Here is a 15,484-nt window from a genome sequence, read left to right as displayed (position 1 = left end):
TTTATCATTTAATGCGTTTGTATCTTACAACATGATATTTGATTTAGAAAAAATACAGAGAAAGATCTAACATAATAGATGTTCTTTTTGAAGCCACTTATGCGTTATTTGGGCATTTTCATCTTGTCCCAGGCGATTGATAAGAAAGGGGCTGAGTTTTTTCATTTCTTCTTCCAAAAGGTAGGGAGGGTTAATAATAATCATACCACTTCCATTCATTGTCGGTGGACTTGAACTTTTTCGGATACGCATTTCAAGCTGTAGAATCTTAGGAATTCCTGTTTGATAAAGCGCGTGAAGAAAACTTTCAATTTCTTTGTCATATTTAACAGGATACCATAAAGCGTAGATCCCTCCAGAAAAGCGACGATAGGCTTTCGTTAATCCCTCAATAAGGCGGAAAAATTCTCCAGTTTTTTCAAAGGGAGGGTCAACAAGGATAAACCCACGTTTTTCTTTTGGTGGTACATGAGCATTTAAGGAAAGCCAACCATCTAAATGCAGAACTTTTGTCTGATAATCTCCGGCAAAGTTTTTTGCTAAAATATGATAATCTTCATTGTGCAATTCTATTGCGGTGAGGCGATCTTGTTTCCGTAATAATTGACGAATAAGAACAGGAGATCCAGGATAAAATACAATTTCTTTTTCCCCTTTATTGAGGGCATCAATGATATTACACCATGGACAAAGGAGTGCTCTTAAATCTTCTGGGATAGGAGTTGAAAAAAGTCGTTGGACACCTTCGCGATACTCTCCTGTTTTATGTGCTTCTAAAGAAGAAAGGTCATAAATACCGATTCCAGCATGCGTATCTATAACGCGAAAAGCTTTTTCTTTGCGTTTGAGATATTCTACAATGCGAGTGACAATAATGTGTTTAAAAACATCAGCAAAATTGCCAGCATGATAAATATGCCGATAATTCATGGAATAAACTCTATCATATGTATAACTGTACCGGATTATTAGCATAGAATATTAGAATTGATATCCATAAAAATACTCTTATAGAAATCAAATAATACCCTCACTCCCAAATAATACCCTACAGAAAAAATATTAATGTCATGGGAGCATTTATTCACTGGGCTATTTTTATATTATGAGATTCATCGTTAAGATTTTAATTTTTTATATGAAAAATAGATAGGAAGAGGGCAAACATTTCAATAGAGATAGTTATGTTGTAAGAGAAGTTTCTTATGATCGCGGACTCTTTCAGGAAAACTATAAAAGACAAGCAATTAACGAGAATATTAGTGAAGTTTGTTAAAAAAATTAAGGTTATCTTTCAAATTCATTCATAAATTTACTTGTTTAAAGATTAAAGAATTTAAAATGCTTGATAAAAACATTATTACATTTATCAGTTTTTTTAGCGAGCGTAAAATTATGGATAGAGCAATAAAGTGCTGGTATTATAGTGATAGATTTTTGTAAAAGTGTGGATGAATCTCATTGGTTTAAGCGGAGCCCAAGCTTTACATTATACACGCTAAATGGCTAGATTATTGTGTATGGTGCTAAAACAAAACTTTTGAAAAGTGATATGCTCTCTGCAAGCGATCTCAATAAAATGAGCGATTTTTAACTAAAGTAAATAGGTTTATCTATTTCTAACACTGTATTATCTAGCGGCTTTATGAGATAATCTTATAAAAAGACTAGGATAAGAAATTCTTTTACATGGATTGTGCTTCGATTCCATGCTTTTGATTGAATGTAATTTTCTATTAATGCCCATTCTGTTTTCAATACTGAGATAAGTTAAGCACATGATATTATGAGAACGCATGCCCAGAATCCGGAGACTTGTAATAGTTAGGGCATGCAGCGGTTCAAAGAGCTGGTTATATGGAGGTATTTTACTGAATAAAGGCGCAAGCTGGTACCATTTTTATTTTTTAGTATTGCCATACCTCTTGGCACTTGACCTGATTCATAAAGTGCATTTTTACTCTTTCCACTAATAGTTTTTATCCACACGTCAGATATTTAATTGAATGCGATGATGGCTTATATTTCGTATTGTATATGGAATAATGGATGATAAAATTCCCACCAACGCAAAGAATAAATATTATGCGTAAGATGATAGTTTTTAAAGAGACTGATGATGTGTCAAGAAAGTTTTTTAGAGATTGTTCTTTCTGAATTTTTTAATTGAATACGTAAAATTTTTTACAACATGGTATGATTTTTATCAGTAACGGATAATTGGAGGAAATGTTTGTAATGATACGTACAACTTTGTTTAAAAGGAAAGACATGAGCTATAGTATTTACAGGAAGATGAGTAACTAAGAGATCAGATGAAGTTATTTTAGAAAAGTTTTTAAGCCTTTTGAATTTTCTATGAAGCGGTTTATCATTTTGGAATGGTTTGTGTTATAGTACGCTAAAAAGGGATGAGAGGATAAAAAGTTCTTTTGCAATAAAAGCGTGTGATTGTTTTTAAGTTAAGAAGAAAATATATAATTAAGATATTATATTTGATACATTCTTCAGAAGAAGCATGAATAAATGAAATCAAATTTAAAAGCATAAAGTTAGAGAGAGTAATGGGTAATATTTTTTCACCAACGCATTTAATTATAATTTTACTGATTATCTTTGTGCTTTTCGGTCGCGGTAAGATTTCTGAATTAATGGGCGATGTTGCTAAGGGAATTAAAGCCTTCAAAAAAAATATGAAGGAAGAAGATGATGGCATTGAGGATAAAGTTGAAATGGCTACTACTTCCCAAATAATTGATGTAGAATCTCAACAATCTCAGCCGCTATCGGTAAAACATGTAACAGCGCGCAGAAAGGCTTCTTCTGCTTCTAAAAGAAGCAAAACATCTGTTGCTAAAAAACAGCGTGTCAAATAACAAAAACGTAATCATCATTGTGCGTTATTTTTTGATGAGGAAGTCGAATTAAGAGATGTTTGGGATTGATGGACCAGAGTTTGTCGTAATCTTACTTGTTCTCATCATTGTTGTTGGACCGAAAGATTTACCTAAAATATTAAAGACAATAGCAAAGGTAAGAGCTCAGATGTGTTTAATGGCAAATGAACTTCGTCATCAGTTTGATGATGCAATAAAACAAATCGAGCTCGACGATTTGCAAAAAACATATTCGGATATTAGCGATACAAGCAAGAAGTTGACAGAGACTTTTGATCCCATTCAAAATACATTAGAAGATATCCACGATAATTTGGATGTTAAGGCAACACACCATAAATCAGAAAAAGGTAAAGAATTTTTGGAATGCGATCACAACGTAACCAATAAAGATATGACAGGATCTATAGCTTCTAAAGATAAAGAAGATGTATCATGAATGTTAAGAAAGATGAAGTTGATGCCCACATGGCACCACTTTTAGAACATTTAATTGAACTTCGTCAGCGAATTATTGCTGCCCTAGTTGCATTTATGATCGCTTTTATGATGTGTTTTCTTGTTAAAGATTATATCTTAAATTTTTTACTATGGCCATATCAGTGGGCAATGAAAATAGCAGGGGGTAATCCTGAGGGTATTCGTTTGCAATCAACGCAAGTATGGGAAACTTTTTTAACGAAGATGAAGCTTTCTGCTTTTGGGGGAATTATTTTATCTTTTCCCTATACGGCTTTTCAGTTTTATAGTTTTATTGCACCAGGGCTTTATAAAAATGAGCGTATGGCTTTTTTACCATTTCTCATTGGGGGGCCTATTTTATTTTGTATTGGGGGAGCGTTTGTTTATGGTCTATTAGCGCCAATAATACTATGGTTTAGCCTTTCTCAACAATTTCTTCCAGATGTTCATTTAAAAATAGAGTTTATAGTGCGTATTTCTGATTATTTGGGCTTTATGACATCATTTATCCTAATTTTTGGTTTGATTTTTCAATTACCTCTTGTCATCAGTCTTTTAACAAAAGTTGGATTTTTAACGTCTCATGATTTGGCGTCTAAACGAAAATGGGCTATTTTACTTTCTTTTATCATTGCGGCAATCATAACGCCGTCGGATTTTTTTACGATGTTTGCAGTGGCTTTACCAACGATAGCACTTTACGAGATTTCAATTTTAATTGCTTACAGTATAGAAAAGAGAAGAAAATCCGCTTAAGAAAAGTGTATAATTTTATGCGATAAGAAATGAATAAAAACAATATAAATGAATAAAAAATATAAATGAGGAATTTTTATGCTTGATATTAAGTGGATTCGTGACAATCCTGAGAAATTAGATAAAGCACTCGTAAGTAGAGGTCTTGAGCCACAAGCTGAGAGGTTAATACAACTTGATCTTGCACGTCGGTCGCATATTGCTAAGGTACAATTGGCGCAGGAACGTCGCAATGCGGTTTCAAAGGAAATAGGACAGGCTTTAGCGGTATCTGATCAGCAAAAGGCTGAAAGCTTTAGAGCTGAAGGTGAAGAGATTAAAATCTTTCTTTCCTCTGCAACAGCGGAAGAAAAACAGCTGACGGAGAGTCTTGAAAAAATTCTTTCAGCACTTCCAAATATTCCATTAGATGATGTTCCAGAAGGTAAAGATGAAAGTGATAATGTCGTCATTCGACATTTTGGTACACCTCCAACATTTAATTTTACGCCAAAGGAACATTTTGATCTTGGTCAAGATCTCAAGCAGATGAATTTTGAACGAGCTAGTCGTTTGTCTGGAACACGTTTTACAATACTGTCAGGGGCGTTAGCACGGCTAGAACGAGCATTAGGTCAATTTATGCTTGATGTGCATGTCAATGAGCATGGTTATACAGAAGTCTCAATACCTTTTCTTGTTCGTGATGAGATTGTTTACGGAGCAGCACAATTGCCGAAATTTGCTGAAGACCTTTTTCGTACAACAGATGGTCGATGGCTTATTTCTACGGCAGAAGTGCCATTAACCAATTTGGTCAACGATGAAATTCTTGAAATATCAGATTTACCACTGCGATTTTCTTCTTTATCTCCCTGTTTTCGTTCAGAGGCGGGAGCAGCCGGTCGTGATACGCGCGGTATGTTGCGTCAGCATCAATTTTGGAAAGTTGAAATGGTCTCAATTACCAGTGAAGAGCAGTCTTTAATTGAATTAGAACGTATGACGGAATGTGCAGAAGATATATTAAAACGACTTGGTTTGCCTTTTCGCACAGTGGTTCTTTCTACGGGTGATATGGGGTTTGCAGCACGTAAAACCTATGACATCGAGGTTTGGCTTCCTGGTCAAGAATGTTATCGTGAAATTTCCAGCTGTTCAGTTTGTGGAGATTTTCAAGGTCGTCGTATGAATGCACGTTATCGTACAGAAGGCGATAAAAAATTACATTTTGTTCATAGCCTTAATGGTTCTGGTACAGCTGTTGGACGTTGTCTTATTGCCGTGCTTGAAAATTATCAACAGGCTGATGGATCAATTATTATTCCAGATGTTTTACAACCTTATATGGGAGGCATGCGTTGTATTACTGCTTAATTTTACGAAAGGAGAGACAATATGCGTTTATTGCCAAGAGGTGATAATATACAAACGCAAGTTTTTGCCATTTTAAAAGAAGCAGTTTGTCAGTATAATAAAAGTGCACCTCCATTGGAGATTGAATGATACTATGGGGCAAAAGGGTATTTTACAATTTCGTGAGGAGTTAGCCGCTCTTGTACTGAAAATGCGTAGCAAAGGCATTGATGACGTGCGATTTTTTTCGGCATTAGAGAAAATTCCGCGTCAACAGTTTGTTTCTGCTCCTTGGTTTAATAGTGCTTATGATAATAAGGTTATTCCCCTTGAGTGTGGTGAATATATGGAACGTTTGGAAGAACAACTCTTAATTCTTTCGGCATTATCGTTGAAAAAAAGGCATCGTGTTTTAGAAATCGGTACAGGATCTGGTTTTTGTACTGCGCTTATGGCGTGTCTGAGTGACCGTGTGACAACGATTGATCGTTATAAAACGCTTGTTGATTTGGCGCGCCAAAAATTTCAAACTTTAGGAATTGAAAATATTATTATACGGCAGATTGATGGAAGTCATAGTGTGACAGGCTTGGGATCATTTGATCGCATTCTTATTTGGCCATCACGTTTTGATGAACCCAAGGAATTTTTAGAACTTTTAGCTGAAAACGGAATTCTCATTCAGGCGATAGGACCTGACGAAGGGGTACAAACGGTGACGCGCTATACAAAAATTGGTAGTCGATTTGAGTGTTTAGAACTGTTTCAAGTGCGTTACCAACCTTTTATTAAAGGCATTGCGGAGATACTTTAATTTTTGAAAGTTAAGAAAGTGCTGCAAATTGTCTACGTTAAATTCATTTTGATCTTATATAAAGATATTTATGAATAAAACATCTCATTTTAACTCTTCGGTAATTTAAAAAAGCTTTAATGGAGTGAGTTGATTATTGATGAGTGAGCAAAACGATGTGTTTAAAAGCTTTGGATAATATTTTCCAGCATAATTTTCAGAGAATAACTTTTTTAGCGGTGGTAACTATTGTTGCTGGTTGTAGTTCTGGTACACAGCGTTTTTCTAACATTGTCTCTCATCGTACGGTATCATCTCAATCAAATATATCGAGCACTATGTCTACAGATCCGCGAATGCTATCGTACGGTAGTGGTATGATACAAAGCACTGAATTGCCACCTGTGGAATCAAGCGATGATTCGTGGGGAGATGACAATTCTCCCTATAATTCTCCACATCAAGGTAGGATAACTTCTTCTGATGGTCGCGTTATGGGAGTCCCTCCACGTAATCTTGGAACACTTTCCCGTTCACAAATGGATAAATCTCCTATTTTTCGGCGGAACTCTTATATTGTCCAGAGTGGAGATACACTGCTCAGTATTTCACGACAAATAGGGGTTAGTGTTGAGGCATTAAAATTAGCAAATGGTATAAACAGCAATTCCATTTATATCGGTCAGGTACTTGTTGTTCCAAGCAGGCGTACATTAGCAGCTTCAAATGCACACACTAATAACGATTGGGCAGTGTCAAAAACAGAATCTGCATTCCAATCTCAAGTGATGTCCTCTATAAAAAACAAGAAGTCCTCTCCTATATATAAAGCGCCTGTAACAACGCCCCCTTCTGCAAAGATGAACAAATCAAGTTCTGAGAAAAGTTTTTCTAAACAGATGACGCAATTGAATCATGAGACTGGTTTATCAAGTACTGTTACGAATACCGATAATATGACGACTCCGCAAGCCACAGGAATTTCTAAGATGCGTTGGCCAGTACGAGGGCGTTTATTAAGCCAGTTCGGTCAAAAAAAGGGAACAGTAATGAATCGAGGAATAGATATTGCAGTGCCGGAAGGATCTTCGGTAAAGGCGGCAGAAAATGGTGTTGTTATTTACGCGGGAGATGGATTAAAAGAGCTTGGTAATGTTGTGATGATTCGACATGAAAATAATATTATCACTATTTATGGATGTAACAGTAAGCTTGTTGTTAACAAAGGACAAAGGATAAGACGTGGTGATGAGATTGCTAAATCTGGTGTTTCAGGAAATGTTAAAACGCCACGTGTCTATTTTGAGATGCGTAAGAATTCATTACCTGTTGATCCCCTTAAATATTTAGAAAACTAATTTATTGATGATTTTTAAATTTAAATAGTCTTATAGTTTATAGAAACTTCATGAAAAACAATTGATTTTCTTAAATCAATAACACTGCAGCAAAAAAATCATTGCTTTAAGGAGAGCAGTTCGTTGGGGTCGTTAGATATTACCATCTTTGTGTCTATGAAAGTGTAAAACAATAGTATCATACTTATTTGTCAGCTTTCAGTGTTTCAACGGCTCTTGCATTTGAGAGAAGCATGAAAAGAGATATTTCACGCCTTTCTTAAAAAGTTTTTATCTACAGGCTCATTTCATATGTGAGACGTGCAAAAAAATCGTTTTGATTAATTCAGAGGGTTTGAAATGAGAGCATTTTACTGTATTTATGTCTGTCATTCGATATCAAAAACGATAAATTATCTATATAAATTAAAGTTTTTTCATTAGAAAAATTATCTTGTATCATTTATTGAGTTAGTGAAAAGGTTTACATTGTAGGATATATAATAGGGAAAAATGAATCTATTTTTAAAGATTTTTCTCATTGTATTTTGGTATTCTGTCTCTTAAGGATTTATTGCATTTTTGTAAAGCTGTGATTAGATTATGTAGTTATTGCTTTTTATAATAAATTCTTTAAGAATTTTTTCTGAATCGGAATTTTATTTTAATAGAGTGGGGAATACCTGAAGTTTAACTATAGGAGATAAAAATGTTTATTACGAACGCTTATGCTCAAGTTGCAGGCGATGTTTCCGGTGGATTTTCATTTGTTAGCGCTGTCCCACTCATTTTAATTTTTGCAATTATGTATTTTTTTATCATTCGTCCACAGCGTACCCAAATGAAAAAACGCCAAGAAATGCTTAATGCAGTACGTCGTGGTGATACAGTTATAACGGGTGGTGGTATTATCGGCAAGGTTACGAAGGTTCACGACGAGAGTGGTGAATTAGAGGTTGCAATTGGTGAGAGTATGAATATTCGTGTTATTCGCTCAACATTAGCTGATGTGCGCGTTAAAGGTGAGCCGATTGCAGAAAAAAAATCAAAGCTTAATGCTAAAGCAGAAACACCACAAAAGTCTAAATCTAAAACGACAACGAAAGAAAATATGAGTGTCTCTAAAGAGAAAAAAGCTATATCAAAAGAAAATGAATCTTAAGGTGTAATGGCAGTTTATTACATTTTTTAAGCATTTTTATAAAAAGCTTGGCAAGATCAAGACAATTTCATTGGAAAAGTGGCTTTTATAGTGGATACAGAAAATCGAGTTTTTGTTTCCTTGAGATTATTAAAATAGTTGCTTTATTTATAGAATATTACGCAATTTTTTTCTGTTTTTTAAACAAGATCATTGTTTCTATAAAAAGAAACTTGTGAGTAAATAAACTGAGAAAACTTTTTAAAAGGTAGATTTATTTAAGCAGGTAGAGCATTTGATCGCGGTTTATTATCAAATTTTCATATACTTGCTGTATGAGAAGATTAAGGTTTTATATAAAATTTTCACTTCAATACTAGGCTATGGTTAACATATCAATGTTTGTATCAGTCTTCCTTTAATTTTTATGGTAAGAAGTAGCAAAGACAAAAATAAAGGGTGCTTTTTCATGTTCGATGCAATTCAAATTCGTGAAGCACATTTTCCAAGTCGCGCACCTATTGATGCTTATGGAAATGGTGGATTTCGTTTTGCTGATATGTCTCATAGAGGTTCTATTATTTGTGTACCATCGGGTATTTATGGTATTGACATGGCAGGGCCTATTCCCACTCAAGGGGATCTATCTCGTATTTTAGAAGAAGCTTCTGAAATCGAAGTTTTATTAATAGGTACTGGAATTGAATTATTGCGATTACCTGAAGAGTTACGGGTGCTTTTATGGGAAAAACGTATTTCATCAGATACAATGAGTACGGGAGCGGCGGTGCGTACATTTAATGTTTTATTGGCTGAAGATCGCGCTGTTGCGGCATTATTATTTGCGGTAGAATAGAGTATTGTTTAATAAAACAAATGCTCTCGTCTAGTATGAAAGACTTGTGTGATTATTTTACTGCGCCGTAAAATACCGTCGTTTAAAGTGGTGATAGAAGGGGAATAAAATATACATAACTTAACACATTAAGTGTTTTTAAATACAGTAGCAAGTATTCAGGGCAGAGCTTGTTCGTAGTTCAATGAATCACATGAGTGATCAACTCTTGGCACTTGAGACAGTTCATAAGAGGCATTTTTAATTCTTTCTTATACAGTTTTTACCTACAAGCCAGCCCCGCTTGTGACGTGCAAGGGAATAGTTTTGATTGATTCAACATGGAATTGGTTTGAAATGAAAGCATATCTACGATATTTGAGATTCTAATTTAACATATAAAACAATGAATTATCATTATAAATAAATGCGTTGATAGTAATAGAAACTCACCGAGAGCAATTGGATTTTTTACAAATTGGTATTGGTAAGAATCTTTGTCCTTTAGGGTGGGGAGGAGGTTAATGATTTGATGAAGTTTTTGTGATCAGTGCATTTTTATAAAATAACATTGTCATCTATTTAGTGAAAAAGTGTTTTGCGTTGTTTGTTATTCTAAGTTTTACTATGCATGTTACGATTAGTTTTTAGCTTTTTTTACTGCAAATGAAAACTTGAAGCCCGATAAGATAAGTTTTATCAGAAAAGTTATTTATTTAATTTTTTTCTTTCTAAAACGAAAAGTGACTAGAAAAGAAATTCTAATTCATAATACAGTTAAAAGACACATTTAAAAATCTTATTTTCTGAACTGTATTTGCTTATCCCTCATTTTTTAATATGAATAAAAAGAGGATATTAATTTCATTACTAAAAAAGGGACGTTAATAGGTTCAAATGATAGGCTCTCTTCCTTATTGTCTTGATATTTTACGTACCATAGATCGTGATCGCTATATATCGGTTTTATTTGCACCTAGAAAAAAGCGCCAAGCATTGGCTGCTCTTTATGTATTTAATGCTGAAGTTTCTCGTATTCGCGAAAGTGTACATGATCCACTCATAGGAGAAATACGGTTACGTTGGTGGTATGATTCTATTGCTCATGGTGAAATGCAAACGAGTGGAAATAATCCGATTTTGAGTGATTTATTGAAAGCAATAACTCTTTTTAATTTACCTAAGACAGCTTTTTTACGTTATTGTAATGCACAAATTTTAGATCTTTATCACAATCCAATAGAAACGCTTCATGATCTAGAGCATTATTGTGGTGAGACAGCAAGCATAATTTTACAGCTTTCTTGTCAGATATTAGATCCTGATACTGCACAAGAGTTTACAGATATCTATGAACATGGAGGGATTTCTCAAGGATTAAGCGGTGTATTGCGTCTTTTATCATTCATGCAATCACGATATCAATATTATTTACCTACTGATATATTAAAGGCTGTAGGAGTGAATAGGGAAGATTTGGAATCTCATCGTCTCAGTGATCAACAAAAGGATCGTATTGTTGAAGCTATGGTAGCATTATCGCGCGATCATTATACCAAATTTTACGAGTATTCTTGTGCTTTACCTAGAGTTCTTAAGCCAGCTTTTCTTCCATTGGTCATTGTTCCAGCTTCTCTTCAAAAAGCTATACAGCTGGGTGCTGCAATTTTTCAAGAGAGTGCAACGTTGCCATTGATATATCGCTATTGGTTGATAACAAGGGCAGCAATAAGCGGCAATTTTCCAAAGATATTGTAAAAGAATATTACCACGTTGAAATGCGTAACATATAGACTGATTTTCTCATATGAAGATAAAAGGAGCTATGGTGTTTCCAAACCATTTTTTGTTATAAAAAATGTTGATGTTTTGGTTGTTATGAGCGCAAAAGAATAAGAAATTTTATGAGAGAAGTTATCTTGGCAGTCTATAAGTCTATAAAAACTCTTATTTTTGAGAAATTATAAAATCATAATTGATGATTGTTATGATTTATGAATATATTGATTTATAATGATAATTCGTTTTTTCTCATATTGAATGAGAGTCTTGAATAGAAAAAGATTTCTTCATTTTTATAATGAATTTTAAAAATAGTTTTTTGTATACTATAAGTTGGGTGTGTAAATGAAATCATTTAAAGAAAAAGCAATACGCTCCTTATGAATGAGTATTAAGAGTAGCAATATGATAAGCTATAAATGAATGACGATAGGGATGACATTTATAGCTTAATGGGTATAGCTTAGTGTGCGACAACTTTTACAACCTTTGGATGGATAATATTTTTTAATGCGTTGCAAAAACGACTCTACATTCCATTGACTATTTTCTCGCAAATCCATACATGCACTGATTTGCGAGAGAATTAATCATTATACAAATGTTGATCCTAAGATAGGCAAACAAGAGACCTATCTTACCTCTTCAACTATAGACGAAGAGCTGATGGAAACTTTATCAAATAAGTTCTTTAAATTATGTACAACCTTTTTATTGGAGAGCGTTAAAGATCTGATTATAATTTGTGCTATTAATTTCCAAAGGATGTTCTTTATTGGCAATTTGTAGCATTTCTAGCTTGAGATCTTCTCTTATCATCATATCTATATTGGCGCGGACCTCAGTTGAAAGAGTATGAGGCGTGATATCTTTAGGCATGGTGACAGTCTTTATTTGATAAATGATACGGTTTGTTGCAAGTGGACCTTTTATGATGCCATAATGACCTTTGGGAGCAGAAAATAATGCTTTAATCCCTTCAACGCCAAGAGGGTCAGATGAGTCTTGACGCCGGAGGGCTGGTGTTGTTTGTTTTGTAACACCAAGGGTACGAGCAAGAGCAACAAGACTTTTTCCTTCCGTGAGCTGTTTGAGAGCATTTTGAGCTTTTTCATCAAGAAGACGTTGGATTTCCTCACTTTTCCATTGAGAAAGAACATCTAGCTTAGCCTCTTCAAGTGTTTTATCGCGGGCAGGAATAATTTTATCGACCTTATACCAGAGATATCCACCATTTTGAAAAGAGAGAGGATCAAGATCGACTCCTTCATTTGATTGATAGATGGCATTCAGTAAAATATCTTTTTGAGGTAAATCCGTGAGTGCTGCACCTTCAAGCGTTTTTCCCGTTTTATCAATGGTAATTGTGCGCAAAGATAACTTGTATTGGTCAGCTAGCTCTTTGAGAGAAGCACCCTCAAAACGAGCATTTTCAATGGCTACATAATTGTTACGGATATCATCAGTAGCACGATTTTTGGCAAGTGTTTGGCGAATATTTTCTTCGACCTTTTCAAAAGGAAGAGAGCTTGAGGGTTCAATATGCGTGACGCGAATGATAATAGGTCCCTGTAAGTCATTTATCACAGTACTGACTTGGCCTTGTTGAAGTTCAAAAATTTCAGAGGCTAGATGACTAGGAAGTTCATTTTCTGCGAGAGGACCTTTTTTTATGTCATTAAGAGTCTTGTTTTCAGCTTTTACCAGTTCATCAAAACTCAATCCATCAACTATTTTTTTTGCTGCATTATCGGCTTCTTCACGTGAGGGGAATTGCAGTTCCTCGAATGTACGCTTTTCAGGCGTTACAAAACGTGAAGCATTTTGTGTATAATAGGCTTTTGCCTCATCTGTTGAGATATCTTTAGGTTTTACAAAATCATTAAGTTCCATAGATAGCAAAGAGACAGTGCGGTATTCTGGAGCACGAAATTGACTTTGATGTGTTTTAAACCATTTTTGTAGTGTTTCGTCATCAGGATCAGCAATTGTTTCCTTTTCTTTTAGATCAATAACGAGATAATCAGCAATACGCATTTCTCCTTGATAAAGAGCAAGTGCTTTATAAAAGAGATTTGGTGCTTTCATATCAGAGAGTAAAGCTGAAATAAGTTGGTTACGCTTTTCTTGTTTGGTGTAATAATTAAGAAAAGCACTTTCACTAATACGTAAATGCTGAAGATAGTTATAAAACAAATTTTTATCAAAAGTGCCATTTACTTGGAACATCTTATCAGAACCAATCGTATGAGCTATCGTATCTTTTGAAAGACTTATTTTCATTTTACGTACTTGTTCATCAAGCAATACATTTTGTTGTAATTGATTAAATACAAAAGCAGGAATTTGGTATTGCTGCATTTCATTTGCTGTAAACATTCGTCCAAGATGAGCAGCATATGCTAAACGAGCGCTTTGATCGGCAAGTGCAAGACGATAATCATCGACAGTTACTGTGGACTTTCCAGAAGTAATAAGATCTCTTTCACTTTTTTTGTGTAATTGCGGTATTCCCCATAGAAGAATGAAGCATAAGAGTAAAATAGCAAGGAAAATTCTAGAAATCCAAGAATTTGTAGCATTTCTTATGATGTCAAGCATTGTTCAAGTCCATTTTTAATGTGAATTATTATCAAAGCTAATGGAATTTGCAATAAAGAGATGAAAGATGCAAGCTTTAAAGACTTGCTTTCATGTTATAATTTGGTAACTACAGATAAACAATGTATTGTAAGAGCTCTTGAGGTGAAAATATGTCTCCAAATACTCGGCCTTTTCTTGCTGGAAATTGGAAAATGAATGGAACGAGTGAATCGCTTGGAGAGTTGCGTGCTATTGCTACAGGCGTTAGCTCTGATCTCAATCATCTTTTTGAGGCGCTTATTTGCGTCCCAGCAACGCTTTTATCTCGTGCTTCTGATATGCTGGATGGTGAAAATCTCCTTTTGGGAGGACAAAATTGTCATTTTGATGATCATGGTCCCTATACTGGAGATATTTCAGCTTTTATGCTTAAAGAAGCAGGAGCAAGTCATGTCATTATTGGGCATTCAGAACGTCGTACAGTGTATCAGGAAAATGATGCGATTGTCTGTGCCAAAGTGCAAGCTGCGTGGCGAGCAGGTCTTGTGGCCCTTGTGTGTATTGGTGAAACATTGGAGGAGCGTAATGATAATAAAGTGCTGGATATTCTCACGCAGCAGCTTGAAGAATCTTTACCAGATGATGCAACAGCAGAGAATACCATTATCGCTTATGAACCTGTTTGGGCGATAGGCACCGGCAATACAGCGACTCCAGAAGATATTGCAAAAGTACATCATTTCATTCGTGATAAGGTGCGTTCTCGTTTTAGTGATGAAGGCAATAAGATACGTCTGCTTTATGGTGGGTCCGTAAAGCCATCCAATGCATTTGAGCTTTTAAGCATTCCTCATGTTAATGGTGCTTTGATAGGTGGAGCAAGCTTAAAAGCGATTGATTTTTTAACTATTTGCGATGTTTGTCGTAAACTATAGTAGAGAAATTTGAGTTTCCCCTTGGATTGTGTATTATTTATGTGTAAATAGCTATGAAAGAGTTATTTGAAGAGCAGGGTTTATGCAAACAGTACTTATAATTATTCATTTGTTGATTGTGATTACTTTGGTTGGTGTTATATTAATCCAACCTTCAGAAGGTGGTGGGCTAGGTGTGAGTAATAGCTCAGGGTTGATGAAAACTCGTGGATCTCGAAACCCTTTAACACGTTTGACTGCTATTTTAGCCTGTTGTTTTTTTGTTGTGTCTATTGGGCTTACCGTGGTGGGTAATATATCAAATTCTAGTTCTGATATTTTAAAGCGTATACCGGTTAATTCAGAGCAGAATTCTACCAATAAAGCCTCAGAATCAGTCCCATCATCAGATGGTGAGTCTTCCCCTTCTATTCTTGAACAGCTAGGAGGCAATTCGAATTCTCCGCAGGAACAGAAACAGTCCACAAATCCTGAAGCAGAAAGCCCAGTTCCACCGATTCTTGAAAACACAGTTCCGGATAACAGTACGAAATAGTTTTTTAAGAAAATATAGACTTTTTAAAAGGTGATTTTTTCACCTTTTTTATTTTAGAAGAAAAATTGTTTCTTTTTGCATTTTTTGCTGGAA

At 34.9% G+C, this 15,484-nt stretch carries 13 protein-coding genes; 11 read left to right on the top strand and 2 right to left on the bottom strand.

Annotated elements, in window-relative coordinates:
- Positions 1–66: 66 nt before the first annotated feature.
- On the bottom strand, positions 67–930 hold the full coding sequence (locus tag ACFIJ7_RS07085; protein WP_375644903.1) for a 23S rRNA (adenine(2030)-N(6))-methyltransferase RlmJ: 864 nt from the start codon (positions 928–930) through the stop codon (positions 67–69).
- A 1,634-nt stretch (positions 931–2,564) separates the two neighbouring features.
- Here ACFIJ7_RS07085 and tatA point away from each other — a divergent pair.
- From tatA to ACFIJ7_RS07040, 9 genes are all read left to right on the top strand, one after another.
- Positions 2,565–2,876 (top strand): twin-arginine translocase TatA/TatE family subunit, encoded by a 312-nt coding sequence (gene tatA / locus ACFIJ7_RS07080; protein WP_273788360.1) that lies wholly within the window; start codon positions 2,565–2,567, stop codon positions 2,874–2,876.
- A gap of 55 nt (positions 2,877–2,931) precedes the next feature.
- A complete protein-coding gene (gene tatB, locus ACFIJ7_RS07075; RefSeq protein WP_273788359.1) occupies positions 2,932–3,336 on the top strand; it encodes a Sec-independent protein translocase protein TatB in 405 nt (134 codons plus the stop codon).
- Positions 3,333–4,115 (top strand): twin-arginine translocase subunit TatC, encoded by a 783-nt coding sequence (gene tatC / locus ACFIJ7_RS07070; protein WP_273788358.1) that lies wholly within the window; start codon positions 3,333–3,335, stop codon positions 4,113–4,115. Before tatB ends, tatC begins: the two co-directional genes overlap by 4 nt.
- Positions 4,116–4,193: 78 nt before the next feature.
- Positions 4,194–5,471 carry a serine--tRNA ligase gene (gene serS / locus ACFIJ7_RS07065; RefSeq protein ID WP_273788357.1) on the top strand — a complete coding sequence of 426 codons (1,278 nt, stop codon included), beginning with the start codon at positions 4,194–4,196 and terminating at the stop codon, positions 5,469–5,471.
- Between the two features lie 133 nt (positions 5,472–5,604).
- Positions 5,605–6,264 carry a protein-L-isoaspartate(D-aspartate) O-methyltransferase gene (locus ACFIJ7_RS07060; protein ID WP_012754986.1) on the top strand — a complete coding sequence of 220 codons (660 nt, stop codon included), beginning with the start codon at positions 5,605–5,607 and terminating at the stop codon, positions 6,262–6,264.
- A 155-nt stretch (positions 6,265–6,419) separates the two neighbouring features.
- Positions 6,420–7,601 carry a peptidoglycan DD-metalloendopeptidase family protein gene (locus tag ACFIJ7_RS07055; RefSeq protein ID WP_375644902.1) on the top strand — a complete coding sequence of 394 codons (1,182 nt, stop codon included), beginning with the start codon at positions 6,420–6,422 and terminating at the stop codon, positions 7,599–7,601.
- Between the two features lie 688 nt (positions 7,602–8,289).
- Positions 8,290–8,742 carry a preprotein translocase subunit YajC gene (gene yajC, locus ACFIJ7_RS07050; RefSeq protein ID WP_375644901.1) on the top strand — a complete coding sequence of 151 codons (453 nt, stop codon included), beginning with the start codon at positions 8,290–8,292 and terminating at the stop codon, positions 8,740–8,742.
- Between the two features lie 448 nt (positions 8,743–9,190).
- Positions 9,191–9,577, top strand: a complete 387-nt coding sequence (locus tag ACFIJ7_RS07045) for an Mth938-like domain-containing protein (protein ID WP_012754989.1) — start codon at positions 9,191–9,193, stop codon at positions 9,575–9,577.
- Positions 9,578–10,453: 876 nt separating this feature from the next.
- Positions 10,454–11,314, top strand: a complete 861-nt coding sequence (locus ACFIJ7_RS07040; protein WP_375644900.1) for a phytoene/squalene synthase family protein — start codon at positions 10,454–10,456, stop codon at positions 11,312–11,314.
- Positions 11,315–12,049: 735 nt separating this feature from the next.
- On the opposite strand, the gene ACFIJ7_RS07035 is transcribed toward ACFIJ7_RS07040, so the two are convergent.
- Entirely contained in the window at positions 12,050–13,939 is a 1,890-nt protein-coding gene (locus tag ACFIJ7_RS07035) for a peptidyl-prolyl cis-trans isomerase (RefSeq protein ID WP_375644899.1), read from the bottom strand.
- A 152-nt stretch (positions 13,940–14,091) separates the two neighbouring features.
- On the opposite strand from ACFIJ7_RS07035, the gene tpiA reads away from it, so the two are divergent.
- Both tpiA and secG read left to right on the top strand, forming a co-directional pair.
- Complete coding sequence (gene tpiA / locus ACFIJ7_RS07030) at positions 14,092–14,856, top strand: triose-phosphate isomerase (RefSeq protein ID WP_273788353.1); 765 nt, start codon at positions 14,092–14,094, stop codon at positions 14,854–14,856.
- An 82-nt stretch (positions 14,857–14,938) separates the two neighbouring features.
- Entirely contained in the window at positions 14,939–15,391 is a 453-nt protein-coding gene (gene secG / locus ACFIJ7_RS07025) for a preprotein translocase subunit SecG (RefSeq protein ID WP_375644898.1), read from the top strand.
- The last annotated feature ends 93 nt before the right edge of the window (positions 15,392–15,484 follow it).

The sequence above is a fragment of the Bartonella sp. MR100HLJHH genome, from assembly GCF_042194215.1.
Classification (GTDB): domain Bacteria; phylum Pseudomonadota; class Alphaproteobacteria; order Rhizobiales; family Rhizobiaceae; genus Bartonella; species Bartonella grahamii.
Note: the sequence above shows the minus strand (reverse complement) of the source record. Positions and strands in the feature narration are given on the sequence as shown.

What these genes read in the sequence shown, in the direction of transcription:
- ACFIJ7_RS07085 (WP_375644903.1), bottom strand. Translation starts at nt 930, where the DNA reads ATGAATTATCGGCATATTTATCATGCTGGCAATTTTGCTGATGTTTTT.
- tatA (WP_273788360.1), top strand. Translation starts at nt 2,565, where the DNA reads ATGGGTAATATTTTTTCACCAACGCATTTAATTATAATTTTACTGATT.
- tatB (WP_273788359.1), top strand. Translation starts at nt 2,932, where the DNA reads ATGTTTGGGATTGATGGACCAGAGTTTGTCGTAATCTTACTTGTTCTC.
- tatC (WP_273788358.1), top strand. Translation starts at nt 3,333, where the DNA reads ATGAATGTTAAGAAAGATGAAGTTGATGCCCACATGGCACCACTTTTA.
- serS (WP_273788357.1), top strand. Translation starts at nt 4,194, where the DNA reads ATGCTTGATATTAAGTGGATTCGTGACAATCCTGAGAAATTAGATAAA.
- ACFIJ7_RS07060 (WP_012754986.1), top strand. Translation starts at nt 5,605, where the DNA reads ATGGGGCAAAAGGGTATTTTACAATTTCGTGAGGAGTTAGCCGCTCTT.
- ACFIJ7_RS07055 (WP_375644902.1), top strand. Translation starts at nt 6,420, where the DNA reads ATGTGTTTAAAAGCTTTGGATAATATTTTCCAGCATAATTTTCAGAGA.
- yajC (WP_375644901.1), top strand. Translation starts at nt 8,290, where the DNA reads ATGTTTATTACGAACGCTTATGCTCAAGTTGCAGGCGATGTTTCCGGT.
- ACFIJ7_RS07045 (WP_012754989.1), top strand. Translation starts at nt 9,191, where the DNA reads ATGTTCGATGCAATTCAAATTCGTGAAGCACATTTTCCAAGTCGCGCA.
- ACFIJ7_RS07040 (WP_375644900.1), top strand. Translation starts at nt 10,454, where the DNA reads ATGATAGGCTCTCTTCCTTATTGTCTTGATATTTTACGTACCATAGAT.
- ACFIJ7_RS07035 (WP_375644899.1), bottom strand. Translation starts at nt 13,939, where the DNA reads ATGCTTGACATCATAAGAAATGCTACAAATTCTTGGATTTCTAGAATT.
- tpiA (WP_273788353.1), top strand. Translation starts at nt 14,092, where the DNA reads ATGTCTCCAAATACTCGGCCTTTTCTTGCTGGAAATTGGAAAATGAAT.
- secG (WP_375644898.1), top strand. Translation starts at nt 14,939, where the DNA reads ATGCAAACAGTACTTATAATTATTCATTTGTTGATTGTGATTACTTTG.